17 protein-coding genes and 1 pseudogene are annotated in these 17,833 nt (G+C 72.2%); 7 read left to right on the forward strand and 11 right to left on the reverse strand.

Annotation, left to right across the window (positions count from 1 at the left end; all coding sequences use genetic code 11):
- Positions 1-127 precede the first annotated feature (127 nt).
- From JXZ78_RS35320 to JXZ78_RS35330, 3 genes are all read right to left on the reverse strand, one after another.
- Entirely contained in the window at positions 128-691 is a 564-nt protein-coding gene (locus JXZ78_RS35320; protein ID WP_030021049.1) for a heme-binding beta-barrel domain-containing protein, read from the reverse strand.
- Between the two features lie 286 nt (positions 692-977).
- Positions 978-1,880 carry a hypothetical protein gene (locus JXZ78_RS35325; RefSeq protein WP_030021048.1) on the reverse strand — a complete coding sequence of 301 codons (903 nt, stop codon included), beginning with the start codon at positions 1,878-1,880 and terminating at the stop codon, positions 978-980.
- Positions 1,877-3,199, reverse strand: a complete 1,323-nt coding sequence (locus tag JXZ78_RS35330) for a hypothetical protein (RefSeq protein ID WP_030021047.1) — start codon at positions 3,197-3,199, stop codon at positions 1,877-1,879. Before JXZ78_RS35330 ends, JXZ78_RS35325 begins: the two co-directional genes overlap by 4 nt.
- Positions 3,200-3,288: 89 nt before the next feature.
- On the opposite strand from JXZ78_RS35330, the gene JXZ78_RS35335 reads away from it, so the two are divergent.
- Positions 3,289-3,654, forward strand: a complete 366-nt coding sequence (locus JXZ78_RS35335; RefSeq protein ID WP_030021046.1) for a DsrE family protein — start codon at positions 3,289-3,291, stop codon at positions 3,652-3,654.
- A 31-nt stretch (positions 3,655-3,685) separates the two neighbouring features.
- On the opposite strand, the gene JXZ78_RS35340 is transcribed toward JXZ78_RS35335, so the two are convergent.
- The 7 genes from JXZ78_RS35340 to JXZ78_RS35365 form a co-directional block, all read right to left on the reverse strand.
- On the reverse strand, positions 3,686-3,997 hold the full coding sequence (locus JXZ78_RS35340) for a DUF3099 domain-containing protein (protein ID WP_078624352.1): 312 nt from the start codon (positions 3,995-3,997) through the stop codon (positions 3,686-3,688).
- A gap of 119 nt (positions 3,998-4,116) precedes the next feature.
- Positions 4,117-4,404, reverse strand: a complete 288-nt coding sequence (locus JXZ78_RS35345; protein WP_030021044.1) for a DUF1416 domain-containing protein — start codon at positions 4,402-4,404, stop codon at positions 4,117-4,119.
- A gap of 56 nt (positions 4,405-4,460) precedes the next feature.
- Positions 4,461-5,306 carry a sulfurtransferase gene (locus JXZ78_RS35350; protein WP_030021043.1) on the reverse strand — a complete coding sequence of 282 codons (846 nt, stop codon included), beginning with the start codon at positions 5,304-5,306 and terminating at the stop codon, positions 4,461-4,463.
- Between the two features lie 134 nt (positions 5,307-5,440).
- Entirely contained in the window at positions 5,441-5,548 is a 108-nt protein-coding gene (locus JXZ78_RS41200) for a putative leader peptide (protein WP_360125604.1), read from the reverse strand.
- A gap of 285 nt (positions 5,549-5,833) precedes the next feature.
- Positions 5,834-6,544, reverse strand: coding sequence for an LmeA family phospholipid-binding protein (locus JXZ78_RS35355; RefSeq protein WP_030021042.1), 711 nt, complete (start codon positions 6,542-6,544; stop codon positions 5,834-5,836).
- 724 nt (positions 6,545-7,268) lie between these two features.
- Entirely contained in the window at positions 7,269-8,948 is a 1,680-nt protein-coding gene (locus JXZ78_RS35360) for a hypothetical protein (RefSeq protein WP_238783585.1), read from the reverse strand.
- Between the two features lie 8 nt (positions 8,949-8,956).
- Positions 8,957-9,202 (reverse strand): MoaD/ThiS family protein, encoded by a 246-nt coding sequence (locus JXZ78_RS35365; RefSeq protein WP_030021040.1) that lies wholly within the window; start codon positions 9,200-9,202, stop codon positions 8,957-8,959.
- A 204-nt stretch (positions 9,203-9,406) separates the two neighbouring features.
- On the opposite strand from JXZ78_RS35365, the gene JXZ78_RS35370 reads away from it, so the two are divergent.
- On the forward strand, positions 9,407-11,140 hold the full coding sequence (locus tag JXZ78_RS35370; protein WP_030021039.1) for an ABC transporter ATP-binding protein: 1,734 nt from the start codon (positions 9,407-9,409) through the stop codon (positions 11,138-11,140).
- Positions 11,141-11,199: 59 nt separating this feature from the next.
- Complete coding sequence (locus JXZ78_RS35375) at positions 11,200-13,107, forward strand: ABC transporter ATP-binding protein (protein ID WP_033038233.1); 1,908 nt, start codon at positions 11,200-11,202, stop codon at positions 13,105-13,107.
- A 64-nt stretch (positions 13,108-13,171) separates the two neighbouring features.
- Here the strand turns inward: JXZ78_RS35375 and JXZ78_RS35380 are convergent, their stop codons facing one another.
- On the reverse strand, positions 13,172-14,029 hold the full coding sequence (locus tag JXZ78_RS35380; protein WP_030021037.1) for an alpha/beta hydrolase: 858 nt from the start codon (positions 14,027-14,029) through the stop codon (positions 13,172-13,174).
- A 292-nt stretch (positions 14,030-14,321) separates the two neighbouring features.
- Between JXZ78_RS35380 and JXZ78_RS35385 the strand changes: the two genes are divergently transcribed.
- The 4 genes and pseudogenes from JXZ78_RS35385 to JXZ78_RS35400 form a co-directional block, all read left to right on the forward strand.
- The gene (locus JXZ78_RS35385) at positions 14,322-15,161 is read left to right on the forward strand and encodes a response regulator transcription factor (protein WP_030021036.1); all 840 of its coding nucleotides are present in this window, start codon (positions 14,322-14,324) and stop codon (positions 15,159-15,161) included.
- 24 nt (positions 15,162-15,185) lie between these two features.
- Positions 15,186-16,256, forward strand: a complete 1,071-nt coding sequence (locus JXZ78_RS35390) for a LacI family DNA-binding transcriptional regulator (RefSeq protein ID WP_030021035.1) — start codon at positions 15,186-15,188, stop codon at positions 16,254-16,256.
- A gap of 88 nt (positions 16,257-16,344) precedes the next feature.
- Positions 16,345-17,493 carry a S1C family serine protease gene (locus JXZ78_RS35395; RefSeq protein ID WP_030021034.1) on the forward strand — a complete coding sequence of 383 codons (1,149 nt, stop codon included), beginning with the start codon at positions 16,345-16,347 and terminating at the stop codon, positions 17,491-17,493.
- Positions 17,494-17,553: 60 nt separating this feature from the next.
- Positions 17,554-17,833: pseudogene (locus JXZ78_RS35400) on the forward strand (hypothetical protein); the annotation flags it as partial.

Raw genomic sequence — 17,833 nt, forward strand, 5'->3', positions numbered from 1 at the left:
CCCCGCGGGTGATCGGGCTGGCGGAACGCGTGTTCCGCACACCGTTGCGGGTCAGCGCCGGACTCTCACCGGACTTCCCCCGCGGGGCGCTCTGCGGCCTGTGGAGGCCGGTTTGGCTACTTCTTGTCTACTTGAAGAAGGCGATGCCGTCGTCCGGCAGGTCCTTGATGTCCTTGGCCCACTCGCGCGGGTCGACGACCTTCTTCAGGTGCGCCGACATGTACGGGCGCAGCGGCACCTCGGGGGTGGCCTTCTCGCCGACCCACATCAGGTCGCTGTTCACGTACCCGTACAGGCGCTTGCCGCCGGTGTACGGGCCGGAGGCCGCGGTCCGCGCCACGGCGTCGGTGGCCAGGTCGATCTGCGGCTTCTGGTCGGCCAGCTCGCCGTACCAGACCTCCGCGACGCCGCCGTCGCGGATCATCACGATCTCGACCTTGCGGTCCTTGTCGATGCGCCAGTAGCCGGACTCGGTCTCCAGCGGAGCGACCTTCTTGCCCTCGCCGTCGAGCACCCAGCTGTGCGAGGTGTATTCGAGGAAGTCACGGCCGTCGTGCGTGAAGGTGACCTCCTGGCCGAAGTTGCACTTCTCGGAACCGGGGAAGTCGGCGACGCCGGCGCCCTCCCAGTTGCCGAGCAGGAAGGCGAGGGGCACGAGGGCCGGGTTCAGGTCGGACGGGATCTCGATCATCAGCTCAGGCGATCTGTGTCGGGGAAGTCTGGTGTGTTCGGTGGGTCTAGCGCTGGCCCTGGTACAGCTTCTTCCAGGTCAGCCCGGCGAAGGCGACGACGCCGACGGCGACCAGGACGAGCAGGGTGGTGAAGACTGCCTCAAGCACGAGCGCGCTCCTCGGACGGAGTGAGGTGTTACGGACCGGAAGCGAGTCTAGTCGGCGTGCTCGGTGGCGGCGCTGTGAGGTCGGTCCCGCCGGGTCTCCCGGGCGCCTGACGCACCCGGGGGACCCGGCGCCGCCGGTTCAGCCCAGGAGCTGCTGCTGGAGGGCGACGGACTGGTAGAAGGCCGTCGGTACGGTGCTGCCGGGGCGGGAGTGGACGACTAGGGCGAGGGTGTCGCCGGCGGACAGGTAGGCGTAGCGCACGGAGCGGCCGCCTTCGGAACCGGTCTGCCGGTACACCTCCTCCCCGGTGTCGGGGTCGGCGGAGTCGCCCGGCCGCTCCGGCACGGCCTTGCTGTAATCCTCGTCCCGCACGACGGTCCGCGCGTCCCGCAGGGTGACGACCGTGCCCTTCCAGTCGTTCAGCGCCGTCTGCCGGAAGTACTGGACCACCGCCGCGCTCTCGAACTGGATCAGGTGGACCCGGGCCCGGGTGCCGTCCGGCATGGTCCAGCCACGGGAGGCGGTACGGCGCGGGGCGTAGTCGGCCAGGTGCCGTCGCAGCAGGTCGCCGGACGGAGCCTCGTACTCCGCGGTGAAGGCGGCGGTGTCCGGCGCGTTCTTCCCGCTGGTTTTGTCGAGGTCCACCGTGGCGCCCTCGGGGGCGGTCAGGCGCAGCCCGCCGAGGTCGGCGTGGTGGACGCCGGGGGGACCGCCGGTCGCGTCGGGCGTCTTCGCGAAGGGGGCGGGCGCGCCCTGGGGGAGCGGCGGCCGGTGCTGTTCCGGGTACGGCCAGCGGCCGTCGCCCGGCGTGCCCAGGCCGGGCAGGTCGGTACGGTCGGCCGAGGTGATCCCGTAGGCGATGCCGGTGCCGAGGAGGCCGCAGACCACGACGGCCGCCGCGACGCGGGGCAGGACCCGGCGGAGGCGGCGCGGGCGGCCGGCGGGAGGCGGTGTGCTGGAGTCCGCTGTGCCGGAGTCCGCCGGGTCGGAGTCCGCCGGGTCGGCGGGGCCGTCCACGGTCAGGGAGCTGGCGTCGGTCATGCGGTGCCTCCGCGCGTGCCGGTCCGTTGGAGCTGCTGGGACAGGTGCCGGGCCCCGTGCGAGGTGTCCAGCGCTTCGGGCCCGTAAGCGGTCAGGACGACCAGGCGATCCCGCACTTGCCCGGCGCACAGCATCGATGCCATGCCTTTCGCGCCGGACCCCTCGGGCAGGACGCAGTGCGCTTCGGGGTGGCCCGGCACGCTCGGCCCGGTACGTACTCCGTCGCCCGCGAGGGCGGCAGGGAGGCCGTCCGCGCCGCCCGGCTTCAGGCGCAACAGCTGCACCTCCAGTATCTGGCCGGGCGCCCGGTACGTCCGTACGGCCGACTCGATGACGCCCCGGCGCCGCAGCGCGGAGAAGAAGGCGTCCCGCCGCTCGGCGGGCAGCCAGGCGGACAGCTGCCGCGCCAGCAGCTCGGACTGTTCGGCGCCGACCGTGCTGTCGTTGCGGAAGGAGCCCGGATCGGGCCCGTACGCGAGTCCTCCCGGGGCGGGCAGCAGCTCGGTGCGGAGCGCGGCGGCTCCCGGGCCGGTGGCCTGCGGATCGCCCATGGTGCGGGGCGGGGCCTGGGCCGGGGCTTTCATGAGCGTGTCGAGCTGCCGCTGGGCCAAGGTGCGCAGGGCGGCCTCGTCGAGGGGCTTCGTGTCCTGGAAGGCCATGTCCATGACGACCGTGCCGCGCCGGGCCAGCGCGCGGGCGGTGTACAGGGGCGCGCTGCCCGGGAACTCCCGCGCCTTCGCCTCCACGAGCAGCACACCGGTGGGGGTACCGGCCAGTTTCACCTTGTGCGCGTGCTGTGTCTCGTCGAACCCCTGCCCGTCCTCCACGTACCGCGCGGCGCTCGCGTCCCACATGTCGCGAAACTGGACGAGATCGGTCCGGACCGTGAGGCTGCCGAGGCACCAGATGTCGTGCACGGCCCGCTGGAAGCCGCTCGTGACCAGCCCCTTGAACACTTCGGCGGGCTCGGTGTAGCCCGCGGCGAACCCGTCCAGCCGCAGCCGCGGATTGCCGGAGCCCTGCGGCCGCGCGTCCTCCGGGCGTGGCGCGAGAAGCGTTTCCAGGTCACCGTCGGACCACGGCGCGGCCACGGGGCGCGGTACGGCGTCCCCGGCCGTCTGCCGCGGCTGCTGCGCCGCCACGCCCGCCGCCAACGGCGGCAGCGGTGTCGGCGGCCGCCCGTACTGGACGGCGTAGCCCGCGGCCACGCCGCCGACGACGCCGAGCGCGGCGCCCAGGGCGATCAGCGGGCGGGTACGGCCCGCGAAGCGGTGGCGTAACCCCGGGCGGGGCGGCTGGTCAGGACGGTCCGGCTGCATGCGGCCCCCATAAAGATCGTGTGCAGGTCGGACAACTGACCAACTACGGGGCCGAAAGGTTGCGTTGGCAGGAGCTCTAAAGTGGCCGTATGGCGAAGAAGCTGGTGATCAAGGTGACGGCGGGGGCGGACGCCCCCGAGCGGTGCTCGCAGGCGTTCACGGTGGCGGCGGTGGCCGTGGCCAGCGGGGTGCACGTCTCGCTGTGGCTGACCGGGGAGTCGGCGTGGTTCGCGCTGCCGGGGCGCGCGGCGGAGTTCGAGCTGCCGCACGCGGCGCCGCTGCCGGACCTGATCGACTCGATCGTGGCGGGCGGCGGCACGATCACCGTGTGCACGCAGTGCGCGGCCCGCCGGGACATCGAGGAGAAGGACCTCATCGAGGGGGCCCGGATCGCCGGGGCCCAGGTGTTCGTGAGCGAGGTCATGCCGGACGGGGTGCAGGCGCTCGTCTACTGAGGGCGCTGCTCAGTGGCGGCCCGGCGGCGGCTCAGCGGCGGCCCGAGCCGGAACCGGACCCGGAGCCCGGCCCGGGGCGGTGGTCGTCGATCTCGCGCCACCACCGGTCCGACTCCGGGTCGCCCGACTCGTCCCACCAGCGCTCACCCGGCTCCCGCCGGTTGCCGATGATCGCCGCGAACGGCGGGATGACCATGGCGACCACACACATCGCCACGGCCGCCGGCACGGACCACAGCCGTACCACGCCCCAGGCCAGGACGAACAGGGCGATGCACACGCCCATCAGGACGAAGTACCGGCGGTGCCGGCGCTGCGCGGGCGGACGCTGGTGCGCGGACATGGTTCCACCGTAGATCCGGCGGCGGTGGCTGGGAAGCGCGGCGGGCCGCACCCCGGCCAAGGCGTCCAACCCCCTGGGGTGCGGCCCGTCGGCCGTACGTGCGTACGTGCGTACCGCCGTCAGACGGCGATGGTGACCTCCGCGAGACCGCCGTGCTGCGCGACGACGGTACGGTCCTTGGTCGCGCCCGGGACCAGGGCGCGCAGCGTCCAGGTGCCCTCGGCCGCGTAGAAGCGGAACTGCCCGGTCGCCGAGGTGGGGACCTCGGCGGTGAACTCGCCGGTGCTGTCCAGCAGGCGCACGTAACCGGTGACGGGCTGGCCGTCGCGGGTCACGCTGCCCTGGATCGTGGTCTCGCCCGGCTTGATCGTCGAAGCGTCCGGGCCGCCGGCCTGTGCTCCACACATATGAGTCGTCCTTGGTGAGTCGAGGGGTACGGGGAGGCGGTACTGCGCCGGTGCGCCTACTTGGCGGCGCCGAGCTCGATCGGCACGCCGACCAGCGAGCCGTACTCGGTCCAGGAGCCGTCGTAGTTCTTGACGTTGGACTGGCCGAGCAGCTCGTGCAGCACGAACCAGGTGAGCGCCGAGCGCTCGCCGATGCGGCAGTAGGCGATGGTGTCCTTCGCCAGGTCCACGTTCTCGGTCTCGTAGAGCGCCTTGAGCTCGTCGTCCGACTTGAAGGTGCCGTCGTCGTTGGCGTTCTTCGACCACGGGATGTTGCGGGCGCTGGGCACGTGGCCGGGGCGCTGCGACTGCTCCTGCGGCAGGTGTGCCGGGGCGAGCAGCTTGCCGCTGAACTCGTCGGGGGAGCGCACGTCGACGAGGTTCAGGTTGTCGATCGCGGCGACGACGTCGTCACGGAAGGCGCGGATGGAGGTGTCCTGGGCCTTCGCCTTGTAGTCGGTCCGCGGACGGTTCGGCACCTGCGAACCGTCGACCAGGTCGCGGGAGTCCAGCTCCCACTTCTTGCGGCCGCCGTCGAGCAGCTTGACGCTGTCGTGGCCGTACAGCTTGAAGTACCAGTAGGCGTACGAGGCGAACCAGTTGTTGTTGCCGCCGTAGAGGACGACGGTGTCGTCGTTGGCGATGCCCTTCCCGGAGAGCAGCTTCTCGAAGCCCGCCTGGTCGACGAAGTCGCGGCGCACCGGGTCCTGGAGGTCCTTCTGCCAGTCGATGCGGACGGCGTTCTTGATGTGGTTCTTGTCGTAGGCCGAGGTGTCCTCGTCGACCTCGACGACGACCACCTTCGGGTCGTCGAGGTGGGCCTCGACCCAGTCGGCGTCCACCAGGACGTCGCTACGGCTCATGTTGTTCTCCTCCGGGGCAGTTACGGGGCACGCGTACGCCGGTGCGCGCTGCGGGCGAAGGACGCGGCGCTGCGTGGGGGAAGTGCGGGTGTGGCCTCAGCGGGCCGGGCGGAGACGGGGTAAGAGGCTGCCCGTCAGGCAGTGCGACAGAGCATGGCGGCGACGCGGCACAGGTCGACTGCCCGCCGCTTCGTGAGGTTCGCCTGTCCCCGCGAACGGGAACCGCTCAGAGAGCTCTGCATGCGACCGATCGTAGGGAGGCGCGGCGGGGCGTGTCACCGGCGTGTCGGATGCTGAGACGTGTCCGTCCGTATGGCGGTACGGAGGGGTGGTGCGAGGGGTGTGCGGGGCGCGCTGCGGTGGTCCGCGCGCCGGAAGGAGTCTGGCGTACGGGACGGGATGTCTCAGTGTACGGACGGGCGGGTGGATGGCGGCGATCCGTACCGTTTTCGGCGGCCGGTGGCCGGTGGCCGGTGGCCGGTGGCCGGGGGTGGGGGGGAGCCCCGGCCGGGCGGTGTCCGGACGGATCAGCCGGGCAGCTTGACGTCCTTGCCGCTGGCCGAGATCGAGATGCCCTCCCGCGTCGAGACCACCTTGTCCAGCTTCAGGCCGCCGGGCAGCCGGTCCAGCTTCCACTCGTGGTCGGTCTGCGCACGGACCTGGTTCCGGCAGGCCGACAGCTGGGAGCACAGGGCCGGGAGGGTGTCGGCGCGCAGCCGGACGGTGTCGCCGTTCACCACGCTCACCGTGCCGGTGACCTCCAGCGAGTTCAGCATCGGCAGGTTCGGCAGGTTCGGCGAGATCTTCACCTGGCTCTTGCCGTTCTTCTCGCCGCCGTAGCTCACCTTGACGTTCTTGCCCGAGGCGGTGGTCAGGTCCGCGTAGGAGATACGGGCCTCGCCGGTGGCGCTCGCGGCGCTCTCGATCGAGGTGTAGTCGCTGGTCAGCTTCACGTCGTGGAACTGCGCCGACAACTCCTGGATACGCAGCGTGTGGCCCTCGGCGGTGGCGTTCAGACCGTCGATCCTGGCGTCCACCTGGTCCAGGCTGCGGCCCGCGACCTGGGTCAGGAACGGGAAGCCGGTGATCGACACCTCCGGCGTACGGTCCAGGCCCTGGCTGCTGCGGATCTTGTCAGCGGCCTTGTCCTCGGCGAAGTTCACGGCGATCCGGTCGGCGGCCACGAACAGGCCGCCGAGTATCACGACGATCACCAACAGCACTCGCAGTGCGCGCATCGAACCACTACCCCCAGGCGTGGGGCCGAAATCGGCCCGGTTTTTCCGGGTCAGGCCCCCGGTCGGATGCGTGCGAGCCTAACCGGACCATGGGGGGCGGTGTCTTTTCCGGTCGGTGGCTGGGGTGTCCTGGGGGGTCCCGGGGTGTCCCGGGGGGCTGCGGCGTCTCGCGGTGTCCCGGGGTGTCCTGCGCGTCTCGCGGTGTCCCGCGGCGTCTCGCGGTGTCTCGCCGCTTGAGCGCCGGGGCTTTGGTGGGGCTACGCCTGGGTAGGCCCCCAATGGGGGGACGTGTGCGGTCGCCCCGTATGGCGGGCGGGCGGGCCGGCTGGTCCTGGCTCGGTTCGGCCGCGTGGCGTGGGCTTCGGTGGGGCTTCGCCTGGGTAGGCCCCCGGTGGGGGAATGTGTGCGGTCGCCCCGTATGGCGGGCGGGCCGGCTGTCCCCGGCTCGGTTCGGCCGCGTGGCGTGGGCTTCCGCGCGGCTACGCCTGGGTAGACCCCCGGTGGGGGAATGTGTGCGAGCGCCCGTATGGCGCGCAGCCGACGTCAGCCCGACGGACGCCAAGGGCGAGCAGTCACCCCGAAGAACGCCAAAGGCAGGCCGTCACCCCGACGAACGCCAAAGGCGGGCCGTCACCCCGACGAGCGCCAAAGGCAGGCCGTCACCCCGAAGAACGCCAAAGGCGGGCCCGTGATCACCACCGGACCCGCCCACGACAGTCGCCTCTCAGGCCAGCGCCCGCCCCAGTACGTAGATCGCCGGGGCCGCCAGCGTCAGCGGCAGGGCGACGCCCGCCGTCATGTGCACGAAGCGGGACGGGTAGTCGTAGCTGGCCACCCGGAGGCCGATCAGGGCGCAGCCGCCGGCGACCAGGCCCAGCAGGGCGCCGGACGCGCCCAGGCCGGTGAGCTGGCCGGCCGCGATGCCCGCGCCGGCGCCGCCGAGCAGGGCGACGACCAGGGAGGCGGCCGACGGCAGGGGCAGCGCGCGGGCGAGGGCGGTCACCGCGACCGCGACGCAGCCCACCGTCACGGCGTTGTTCGTGGCGGCCAGCTGCCCGGCGGCCAGGACCACCAGGGCGGTGGAGGTGAGGCCGGCGGTCAGCGCGTACATCCGCTCGTCCGCGCTGCTGCGGTTGCGCAGCTGGAGGACGAGGACGAACAGGCACCAGACGCCGAGGGTGCCGATGGCGACCACGGGCGCCTGGTCGCGCTCGGTGGCCAGCAGCGCGATGTCGGTGGTCACGCCCGCCAGGAAGGCAAGGGCGATGCCCTGCCGGGCGGGCCACATGCCGTTGAGGCGGAACCAGCCCGCCGCGGTGACGGCCTGGAGGAGCACCACCGGCACCGACAGGGCCACCCGGGGCAGCGGCGCGGCGAAGGCGAGGAGCAGGGCCAGTACGGCGGTGACGGCGGCGGGCTGCAGGCCGGGCGGGATGATCGGCGAGCGGCCCTCGGCGCGGGCGCGCTGGTTGGGTGCGAGCCGCGACAGGTCGGGCGTCGGCTCGTCCGCGGACCGCTCGGGTTCCGGCGCGCCCCGGTGCCGGGACTGCGCATGGGACGGGGGCTGCGGCTGCGGGGCGCGGGCGGTGGCCGGTTCCGGGCTCTGCTTCGGCAGGTACGCGGTCTCTTCGGCGGCGGACGGGTCCGGAGCGGACTGGCCGGGGCCCCCCGGGTCCGGGCCGCCCACGACGGGCAGCTGGACGCTGGTGTCCCAGGTCGGCGCCGTCCAGGTCTGGGTCTGCGGGCCGTCCCGGTCGTCGCCCGTGGTGTAGGCGTCGGATCCGTACGAGGTGGCTCCGGGCGAGGCCTGTCCGTAGGCGGGACGGCCGTCCGGCCCAGTGGCGTACTGGCCGGACCGGCCGGCCTGCCCCTGCTGTCCGTACTGGCCGCCTTGGCTCTGCTGCCCGTACTGGCCGGCCTGGCCTTGCCGCCCGTACTGATTCTGCTGTCCGTACTGGCCGGCCTGACCGGTTTGGCCCTGCTGTCCGTACTGGCCGGACTGCTGCTGTCCGGCAGCCGCGGGCCAGGCGCTCTGCTGCGGACGTCCGTACGCGTCGTAGGTCTGCTGGGGGTGTTGCTGCGGGGGCTGCTGCTGGCCGTACGGCGGGGTCCCGTACGCCTGGTGCTCGTACGGCTGCTGCGGCGGCTGCTGTCCGTAGCCCTGCTGCGGCGCCTGGCCGTACGCGCCGCCGTGACCGCCGTGACCGCCGTGACCGCCGTACGACTGCGGGGCCGGCGTCCCGTACGCGTCTCCGGACCCGTAGGAGCCGTGCGCGTCGTACGGCGCCTGCGGATCGGCGGCGGCCTGCTGCGGATGCGCGGGCTGCTGCGGCTGCTGCCGCTGGTCCTGCGGCTGGTACGGGTCGTAGGACCCGTACGGATTCTGCGGCTGGTTCTCGCTCATGGTCTCGCTCATCCTCCCGCGAACGGCGGCAGGACCTCGACGGTGCCGCCCTCGGCCAGCCGGACGGCCGCGTGGTCGCGGCCGCCGACCGGGTCGCCGTCCACCAGGAACGAGCAGCGCAGCAGGACGCGGGCGAACTCGGGGTTCGCGGCGTGCCGCTCGCGTGCCGCGGCCAGTGCCTCGGCGAGTGTCGCCGCCGCGTACGGCTCCTCGGCGGTGCCGGCGGCGGCCTTCGCCGCGGCCCAGTAGCGCACGGTGCCAGTTGTTGTCACGGCGGCCTCTTCATCGTCGTTCGTCGTGCGTCGTCAGAGGCCTCCATGATGGCGTACGCCGCGGCGGGTACCGTTCCGGGCAAGTTCGGCGGCTGTCCGGACAAGTTCTGGCAAAACCTCCTGCTTCGTTCGAGTGGTGCGGGGAAATTCGATTGCCGCGGACAAGGGCTCGCATAGGCTCGAACGGTGTTGGTCCGATTGGCGCGGGCGCATCTGCGGCCCCACATGCGCCCCATATCCCTGATCGTGCTGCTCCAGCTCGTCCAGACGCTGGCCACCCTCTACCTGCCCACCCTGAACGCCGACATCATCGACAACGGTGTCGTCAAGGGGGACATGGGCTACATCCTCCGCCTCGGCGGGGTCATGATCGCCGTGACCCTGCTGCAGATCGCCTGCTCGATCTGCGCCGTCTACTTCGGTGCCCGCACGGCCATGGCACTGGGCCGTGACATCCGGGCCGCCGTCTTCGACCGGGTGCAGTCCTTCTCCTCCCGCGAGGTGGGCAGGTTCGGCGCGCCGTCCCTGATCACCCGTACCACCAACGACGTGCAGCAGGTCCAGATGCTGGTCCTGATGACGTTCACGATGATGGTGGCGGCGCCCATCATGTGCGTCGGCGGCGTGGTGATGGCGCTCAACCAGGACGTGCCGCTGTCCGGCCTGATCCTGGTCATCGTCCCGGTGCTGGCGATCCTCGTCTCGCTGGTCACCCGGCGGATGCGTCCGCTGTTCCGCGGGGTGCAGGACCGGATCGACACCGTCAACCGGGTGCTGCGCGAGCAGATCACCGGTATACGGGTCATCCGGGCCTTCGTCCGGGACGGGTACGAGCGCGAGCGTTTCGCGGGCGCCAACCACGACCTGTACGACGTGTCGCTGCGCGCCGGCCGGCTGATGTCGCTGATGTTCCCGCTGGTCATGCTGGTGGTGAACGTGTCGAGCGTGGCCGTCGTGTGGTTCGGCGGGCACCGTATCGACAGCGGCGGGATGCAGATCGGCGCGCTGACCGCCTTCCTCAGCTACCTGATGTACATCCTCATGTCGATCATGATGGCGACGTTCATGGTGATGATGCTGCCGCGCGCCGAGGTCTGCGCCGAGCGCATCCAGGAGGTGCTGGCCACCGACTCCAGCGTCACCCCGCCGGAGCAGCCGGTCACCGAGCTGCGCCGGCACGGCGAACTGGAACTGCGGAACGTCGAGTTCCGCTTCCCGGGCGCCGAGGAGCCGGTCCTCAAGGACGTCTCGCTGGTCGCCCGCCCCGGCGAGACCACCGCCGTCATCGGCTCGACCGGCAGCGGCAAGTCCACCCTTCTGGGGCTGGTGCCGCGGCTGTTCGATGCGACGGGCGGCACGGTCCTGGTCGACGGCGTGGACGTCCGTACCCTCGCCCCCGAGACGCTGGCCACCGCCATCGGCCTCGTACCCCAGAAGCCGTACCTCTTCTCCGGGACCGTCGCCACGAACCTGCGCTACGGCAACCCCGACGCGACCGACGAGGAGCTGTGGCACGCGCTGGAGACCGCGCAGGCCCGGGACTTCGTCGAGCGCATGGAGGACGGCCTGGACGCGCCGATCGCCCAGGGCGGCGGCAACGTCTCCGGCGGGCAGCGGCAGCGCCTGGCCATCGCCCGGGCGCTGGTGCGCAAGCCGGAGATCTACCTCTTCGACGACTCCTTCTCGGCCCTGGACTACGCCACGGACGCCGCCCTGCGGGCCGCGCTGTCCCGGGAGACCGGCCGGGCCACTGTCGTCATCGTCGCCCAGCGCGTCTCCACGATCCGCGGAGCCGACCGCATCGTCGTCCTGGACGAGGGCCGGGTGGTCGGCACCGGCACGCACACCGAGCTGATGGCGGACAACGAGACCTACCGGGAGATCGTCCTGTCCCAGCTCACCGAGCAGGAGGCGGCGTGAGCAGCCAGAAGGCCCCGCAGCAGCGCGGCCCCGCGCCGGCCGCCGGGCCCGCGCGCATGATGGGCGGCCAGCCCACCGAGAAGGTCATGGACTTCAAGGGCTCCAGCCTGCGGCTGCTGCGGCAGATGAAGCCCGAACGGGCGGTCATCTGGGTGGCGCTGGCGCTGGGCCTGCTCAGCGTCGCGCTGTCCGTGGTCGCCCCCAAGGTCCTCGGCCACGCCACCGACCTGATCATGGCGGGCGTCGTCGGCCGGCAGCTGCCCGGCGGCATCAGCCGGGCCGAGGCCGTCGAGCACCTGCGGGCGCAGGGCGAGAACGGGCTGGCCGACATGCTCGGCACGATGCCCGTCGTGCCCGGCCAGGGCATCGACTTCGGCGCCGTCGGCGTGGTCCTGCTGTGGGTCTTCCTGATCTACCTCGGCGCCTCGTTCTTCGGCTTCGTCCAGGCCCGGATCGCCACCCGTGTCGTGCAGCGGACCGTCTTCCGGATGCGTGAGCAGGTCGAGGAGAAGCTGGCGCGGCTGCCGCTGCGCTACTTCGACAAGCAGGCGCGGGGCGAGGTCCTCTCCCGCGCCACCAACGACATCGACAACATCGCGCAGACGCTCCAGCAGACCCTGAGCCAGATCGTCGCCTCGCTGCTGACCATCGTCGGCGTGCTGGCGATGATGTTCTGGATCTCGCCGCTGCTGGCCCTGGTCGCGCTGGTCACGGTGCCGGTCTCGGTCCTCGTCGCCACCAAGGTCGGCAAGCGGGCGCAGCCCCAGTTCGTGGAGCAGTGGAAGACCACCGGCAAGCTCAACGCGCACGTCGAGGAGATGTACACCGGCCACTCCCTGGTCAAGGTCTTCGGCCGCCAGAAGGAGTCCGCCGAGCTCTTCCGCAAGCAGAATGACGCGCTGTACGAGGCGGGCTTCAAGGCCCAGTTCATCTCCGGGACCATCCAGCCCGCGATGATGTTCATCGGCAACCTGAACTACGTCCTGGTGGCGGTGGTCGGCGGCCTGCGCGTCGCCTCCGGCGCGCTGTCCATCGGTGACGTGCAGGCGTTCATCCAGTACTCCCGGCAGTTCAGCCAGCCGCTCACCCAGGTCGCCTCGATGGCCAACATGGTGCAGTCCGGCGTCGCCTCGGCGGAGCGGGTCTTCGAGCTGCTGGACGCCGAGGAGCAGGAGCCGGACGACGCCCGGCCGCAGCGCCCCGAGCACGTCAGCGGCCATGTCGTCTTCGAGGACGTCTCCTTCCGCTACGAGGACGACAAGCCGCTCATCGACGACCTGTCGCTGGCCGTCCACCCGGGCCAGACGGTGGCGATCGTCGGCCCGACCGGCGCGGGCAAGACCACGCTGGTCAACCTGCTGATGCGGTTCTACGAGGTGCGCGGCGGCCGGATCACCCTGGACGGCGTGGACATCCAGGCGATGACCCGGGAGGGACTGCGCTCCCACATCGGCATGGTCCTCCAGGACACCTGGCTCTTCGGCGGCACCATCGCGGAGAACATCGCCTACGGCGCTCCCGAGGGCACCTCGATGGACAAGATCATCGAGGCGGCGAAGGCCACCCACGTGGACCGCTTCGTGCGGACCCTGCCCGACGGTTACGACACCGTCATCGACGACGAGGGCGGCAACGTCTCGGTGGGCGAGAAGCAGCTGATCACCATCGCCCGGGCGTTCCTCGCCGAGCCGGCGATCCTGGTCCTGGACGAGGCCACCAGCTCGGTCGACACCCGTACCGAGGTGCTCATCCAGCACGCCATGGCGCAGCTGCGCACCGGCCGCACCAGCTTCGTGATCGCGCACCGGCTGTCCACCATCCGGGACGCGGACCTGATCCTGGTCATGGAGTCCGGCGCGATCGTGGAGCAGGGCACGCACGACGCGCTGCTGGCGGCGGACGGCGCCTACGCGAAGCTGTACGCGGCGCAGTTCGCCGAGCCGCTGGCGGAGGTGGAGGCGGAGTGAGGACCGGCATCTGAAGCCCGGTGAGCGGCGGCCCGTACCTTCCCGGTACGGGCCGCCGCCATGATCACGCCGCCTGCTCCGCCACCCGTTCGGCCGTCCAGGCCGCGATCCGTTCGAGGAGTTCCCCGGGCGCCGCGTTCTCCGCGTGGCCGAAGCCGCGCTCCAGCCACAGCTCGCTGGTCGCCGGGTCGGCGGCCGCGGCGAGCATCCGGGGGTGGTCCAGCGGGAAGTACGGGTCGCGGTCGCCGTGCACGACGAGCAGCGGGGTGGGGGTGATCCGCGGGACGGCTGCCAAAGGGGACAGCGGTACGGGGTCCCAGTCCTCCGGGTGGACACGGGTGCGCAGCCCCAGCCGCGACACCAGGCGCCCCGTGGGCCGCGTCACCACCCAGTGCAGCCTGCGCATCGAAGCCGTACCGCGGTAGAACCACCGCGCGGGAGCACTCACCGACACCACCGTGTCGGTATGCGCATCCGTGCGCCCCTCGCGCGCCCCTCCGTAGAGCGCGGCGTGCCGCAGGACGACCGAGCCGCCCATGGAGAAGCCCACGGTCGCGACCCGGCGGTAGCCCAGGGCGCGCGCCCAGCCGACCGCCGCGGCCAGGTCCAGCACCTCGCGGTCGCCGACCGTGGAGCGCCCGCCAGACCGCCCGTGGCCCCGGAAGGAGAACGTGATCACGCCCGCACGCTGGGCGAAGACCGTGGCCGCACGGCGCAGCGCGGGCCGCTCCAGCGCCCCGGTGAAGCCGTGCGCCAGGACGACGGCCAGGCCGTCCGCAGGGGTGTCCGAGGGGGCGCGCCGAGGCGTGTGGACGGCGTCGATCCGGACCCCGTCCGCCGTCAACAAGGACGTGCGCCGGCCACTCGTTGTGATCGACGGAACACAAGATCGCGCAAAATCCGCCTCGGGTCCGGAAGTCATGTGGGCTATTCTGCTGGGCAAGAAGGATCCGGGCAGCGTTGCCCCCGGGTCCTTTTGTGCTTTCACCCGCGTTCACGCGCGGATGAGCACACCGGCGCTCCACAGGGCCCTGAACGGGCCCGGGGAGCCACCCGTACGAAGCAGTGCCGCATACGCCCCCATGGCCGGGACCGGGCATGGGAGGGGCCCCGTTCGCAGGGACCGAGGAGGAACCAGACGTAATGGGCGAGCGAAGCGTGCAGGACACCAAGGGCAGGAAACGACCGGCCGGGACCCGGGCGGGTGATCGGCGATGAGTTCGCTGCTGCTCCTGACCAACGCCCTCCAGCCCTCGACGGAGGTGCTCCCCGCGCTCGGCCTGCTGCTGCACAGCGTCCGGGTCGCCCCCGCCGAGGGACCGGCCCTGGTGGACACCCCCGGGGCCGACGTCATACTGATCGACGGGCGGCGCGACCTGCCGCACGTGCGGTCGCTGTGCCAGCTGCTGCGGTCCACCGGGCCCGGCTGTCCGCTGGTGCTGGTGGTGACCGAGGGCGGTCTGGCCGCCGTCACCGCGGACTGGGGCATCGACGACGTGCTGCTCGACACCGCGGGCCCGGCCGAGGTCGAGGCCCGGCTGCGGCTGGCCATGGGACGCCAGCAGATCACCGTCGACGACAGCCCGATGGAGATCCGCAACGGCGACCTGTCGGTGGACGAGGCGACCTACAGCGCCAAGCTCAAGGGCCGGGTCCTGGACCTGACCTTCAAGGAGTTCGAGCTGCTGAAGTACCTGGCGCAGCACCCGGGCCGGGTCTTCACCCGCGCCCAGCTGCTCCAAGAGGTCTGGGGCTACGACTACTTCGGCGGTACGCGCACGGTCGACGTCCACGTACGGCGGCTGCGGGCGAAGCTGGGCCCCGAGCACGAGTCGCTGATCGGCACCGTACGCAACGTCGGCTACCGCTTCGTCACGCCGGAGAAGCCCGAGCGCGCGGCGGAGGACAGGGCGCCGCAGGACCGGCTCGGCGGCCGGGCCCCGGTGAACGGCGACGGTCCCGAGGGCGGCGCGGGCGCGGGCGCGCGCCGTTCCGCACCCTCGCGCGCCGGTGCCGGGAGGGAAGCCGCCGTCGCTCGGCCTGCCAAGAGCTGAGGCCACCCGCGTAGACTGCCGCGCGTGGCCAAGGTGACGCGGGATGATGTGGCAAAACTGGCGGGTACCTCGACCGCCGTGGTGAGTTACGTCATCAACAACGGACCGAGGCCGGTCGCCCCGGCCACGCGCGAGCGGGTGCTCGCCGCGATCAAGGAGCTGGGGTACCGCCCGGACCGGGTCGCCCAGGCGATGGCGTCCCGGCGCACGGACCTCATAGGACTGATCGTGCCGGACACCCGGCAGCCGTTCTTCGCGGAGATGGCGCACGCCGTCGAGCAGGCTGCCGCCGAGCGCGGAAAGATGGTCCTGGTCGGCAACGCCGACTACCTGGACGAGCGCGAAGTGCACTATTTGCGCGCTTTCTTGGGGATGCGGGTGGCCGGGCTGATCCTGATCAGCCAGGGACCCAGCGAGCACGCGGCGGCCGAGATCGACGCCTGGGACGCCCGGGTGGTGCTGCTGCACCGGCGGCCCGACGCCATCGACGACGTGGCCGTGATGACGGACGACGTCGGCGGCGCGCAGCTGGCGACCCGGCATCTGCTGGAGCACGGCCATCCGTACGTCGCCTTCCTCGGCGGCACGGAGGAGACCCCGAAGTCCGGCGACCCGGTGACCGATCACCTGGAGGGCTGGCGCCGGGCGATGGAGGAGTCCGGAAAGTCGCTCGAAGGGCGTTATTTCCAGGCGCCGTACAACCGCTATGACGCATACAAGGTCGCCCTGGACCTGCTCGCCGGCCCGCACCGCCCGCCGGCCATCATGTGCGCCACCGACGACCAGGCGATCGGCGTCCTGCGGGCCGCCCGCGAGCTGCGCATCGACGTACCGGGCGAACTGGCGGTGGCCGGCTTCGACGACGTCAAGGAAGCCGCGCTGACCGACCCGCCGCTGACCACGGTCGCCTCCGACCGGGAGGCGATGGCGCGGGCGGCGGTCGACCTGGTGCTGGACGACGGCCTGCGGGTGGTCGGGTCGCGGCGCGAGCGGCTGCGGCTGTTCCCGGCCAGGCTGGTGGTCCGGGGGTCGTGCGGCTGCGGCCCGGCCGCCGCCGGCGCGGTGCCGGCCACCGGGCGCGCGTTCCGCAGCTGATCTTCCTTACACCGGGCATACCTACTTCTGTCGGGCCTCTCAGGGCGTTCTCAGACGGTTCTCATGGTCAGCTCGCACAGTCGGGTACATGACCGAAACCTACCGCCGCAGCGGCGACGAGACTCCTCAGTACCAGGGTTACGCCCACGGGCCGCAGGCGCAGGGCGGGACGAGCGGGACGGATTACCCGGCCCCGCCGCCCCACCCGCCGTACGCCGCACCGCAGCCGGCGGCGGGCGCCCCCGCGGGCCCCGGCACCCCCGGCGGCGACGCCGGTTTCGGCGGCTCAGGCGGCTCGGGCGGCCCGGGAGGTCCGGAAGGCCCCGACGGTACCGGCACCGGCGCCCCCGCGCCGCGCCGCCGGGCCCGCCGCCCCGTCGCGCTGATCGCGGCCGTGGCGCTCGCCTCCGGTCTGATCGGCGGCGGCAGCGCCGCCCTCATCGGCAGCGCCACGGACCGGCCGCAGGCCAGTACCACCACCCCGGCCGTCAACGCGGGCTCCGCCAAGAGCAGCGGCAGCGTCTCCGCGGTGGCCAAGGCCGTCACCCCCGCGATAGTCGAGATCAAGGCGCGGACGGCGAGCGGCGAGTCCACCGGCTCCGGCGTGGTCATCACCCCGGACGGCGAGATCATCACCAACAACCACGTGGTGGCGGGCGCCTCCTCGGTCGAGGTCACCTTCAGCGACGGCAGCAAGAAGCAGGCCGACGTGGTGGGCACCGACCCGGACAAGGACCTGGCCCTGCTCAAGGTCAAGGGCGCCAAGAACCTCACCACCGCCTCGCTCGGCAACTCCGACAGCCTGGCGGTCGGCGACGAGGTCGTGGCCATCGGCTCCCCCGAAGGGCTCACCGGCTCGGTCACCAGCGGCATCGTCTCCGCCCTCAAGCGCGATGTGACGGTCCCCAAGGACGACGGCCAGGAGCGGCAGCCGCAGCGGGGCGGTCCGGGCTGGCCGTTCGAGTTCGGCGGCGAGCAGTACAACGGCGACACCGGGCAGTCCAAGACCACGTACAAGGCCATCCAGACCGACGCGGCGCTCAACCCCGGCAACTCCGGCGGCGCGCTGATCGACATGAAGGGCCAGGTCATCGGCATCAACTCGGCCATGTACTCGCCCAGTTCCGCACAGGGCAGCAGCTCGGCGGGGAGCGTCGGCCTCGGCTTCGCCATCCCGATCAACACCGTCAAGGCGGACCTCGCCAACCTGCGGGCGGGGGGCAGCAACAAGAGCTGAGGCGGCGGAACGTCCCCCCTCCCCCTCCCCGCCCCGAACCTCACGCACGAGAGGACCCTCATGGCCAGCAAGATCACCGTCCCGGTCCACCGCGCCCGCCGTGCCGTCGCCGCCGTCATCGCCTGGAGCGCGGGCGAGAAGCGGCACAGCGCGGGCGTACTGACCGTCGACCACGGCGCGGACGCCCGTACCGGCCCCGCCGACCTGGACCTGGCCCTCGACCTGGCCGAGGCCGACGCCCGGGTGCGGCCGGCCCGCACCGGGCGCCCCACGGAGGTCGCGACGGCCGCGCGGCCGCGTCCCCAGCGGGGCGCCGCGGCGGGTACGGCCCGGCCGCCCC

Source organism: Streptomyces monomycini, from assembly GCF_022271435.1.
Taxonomy (GTDB): Bacteria; Actinomycetota; Actinomycetes; order Streptomycetales; family Streptomycetaceae; genus Streptomyces; species Streptomyces monomycini.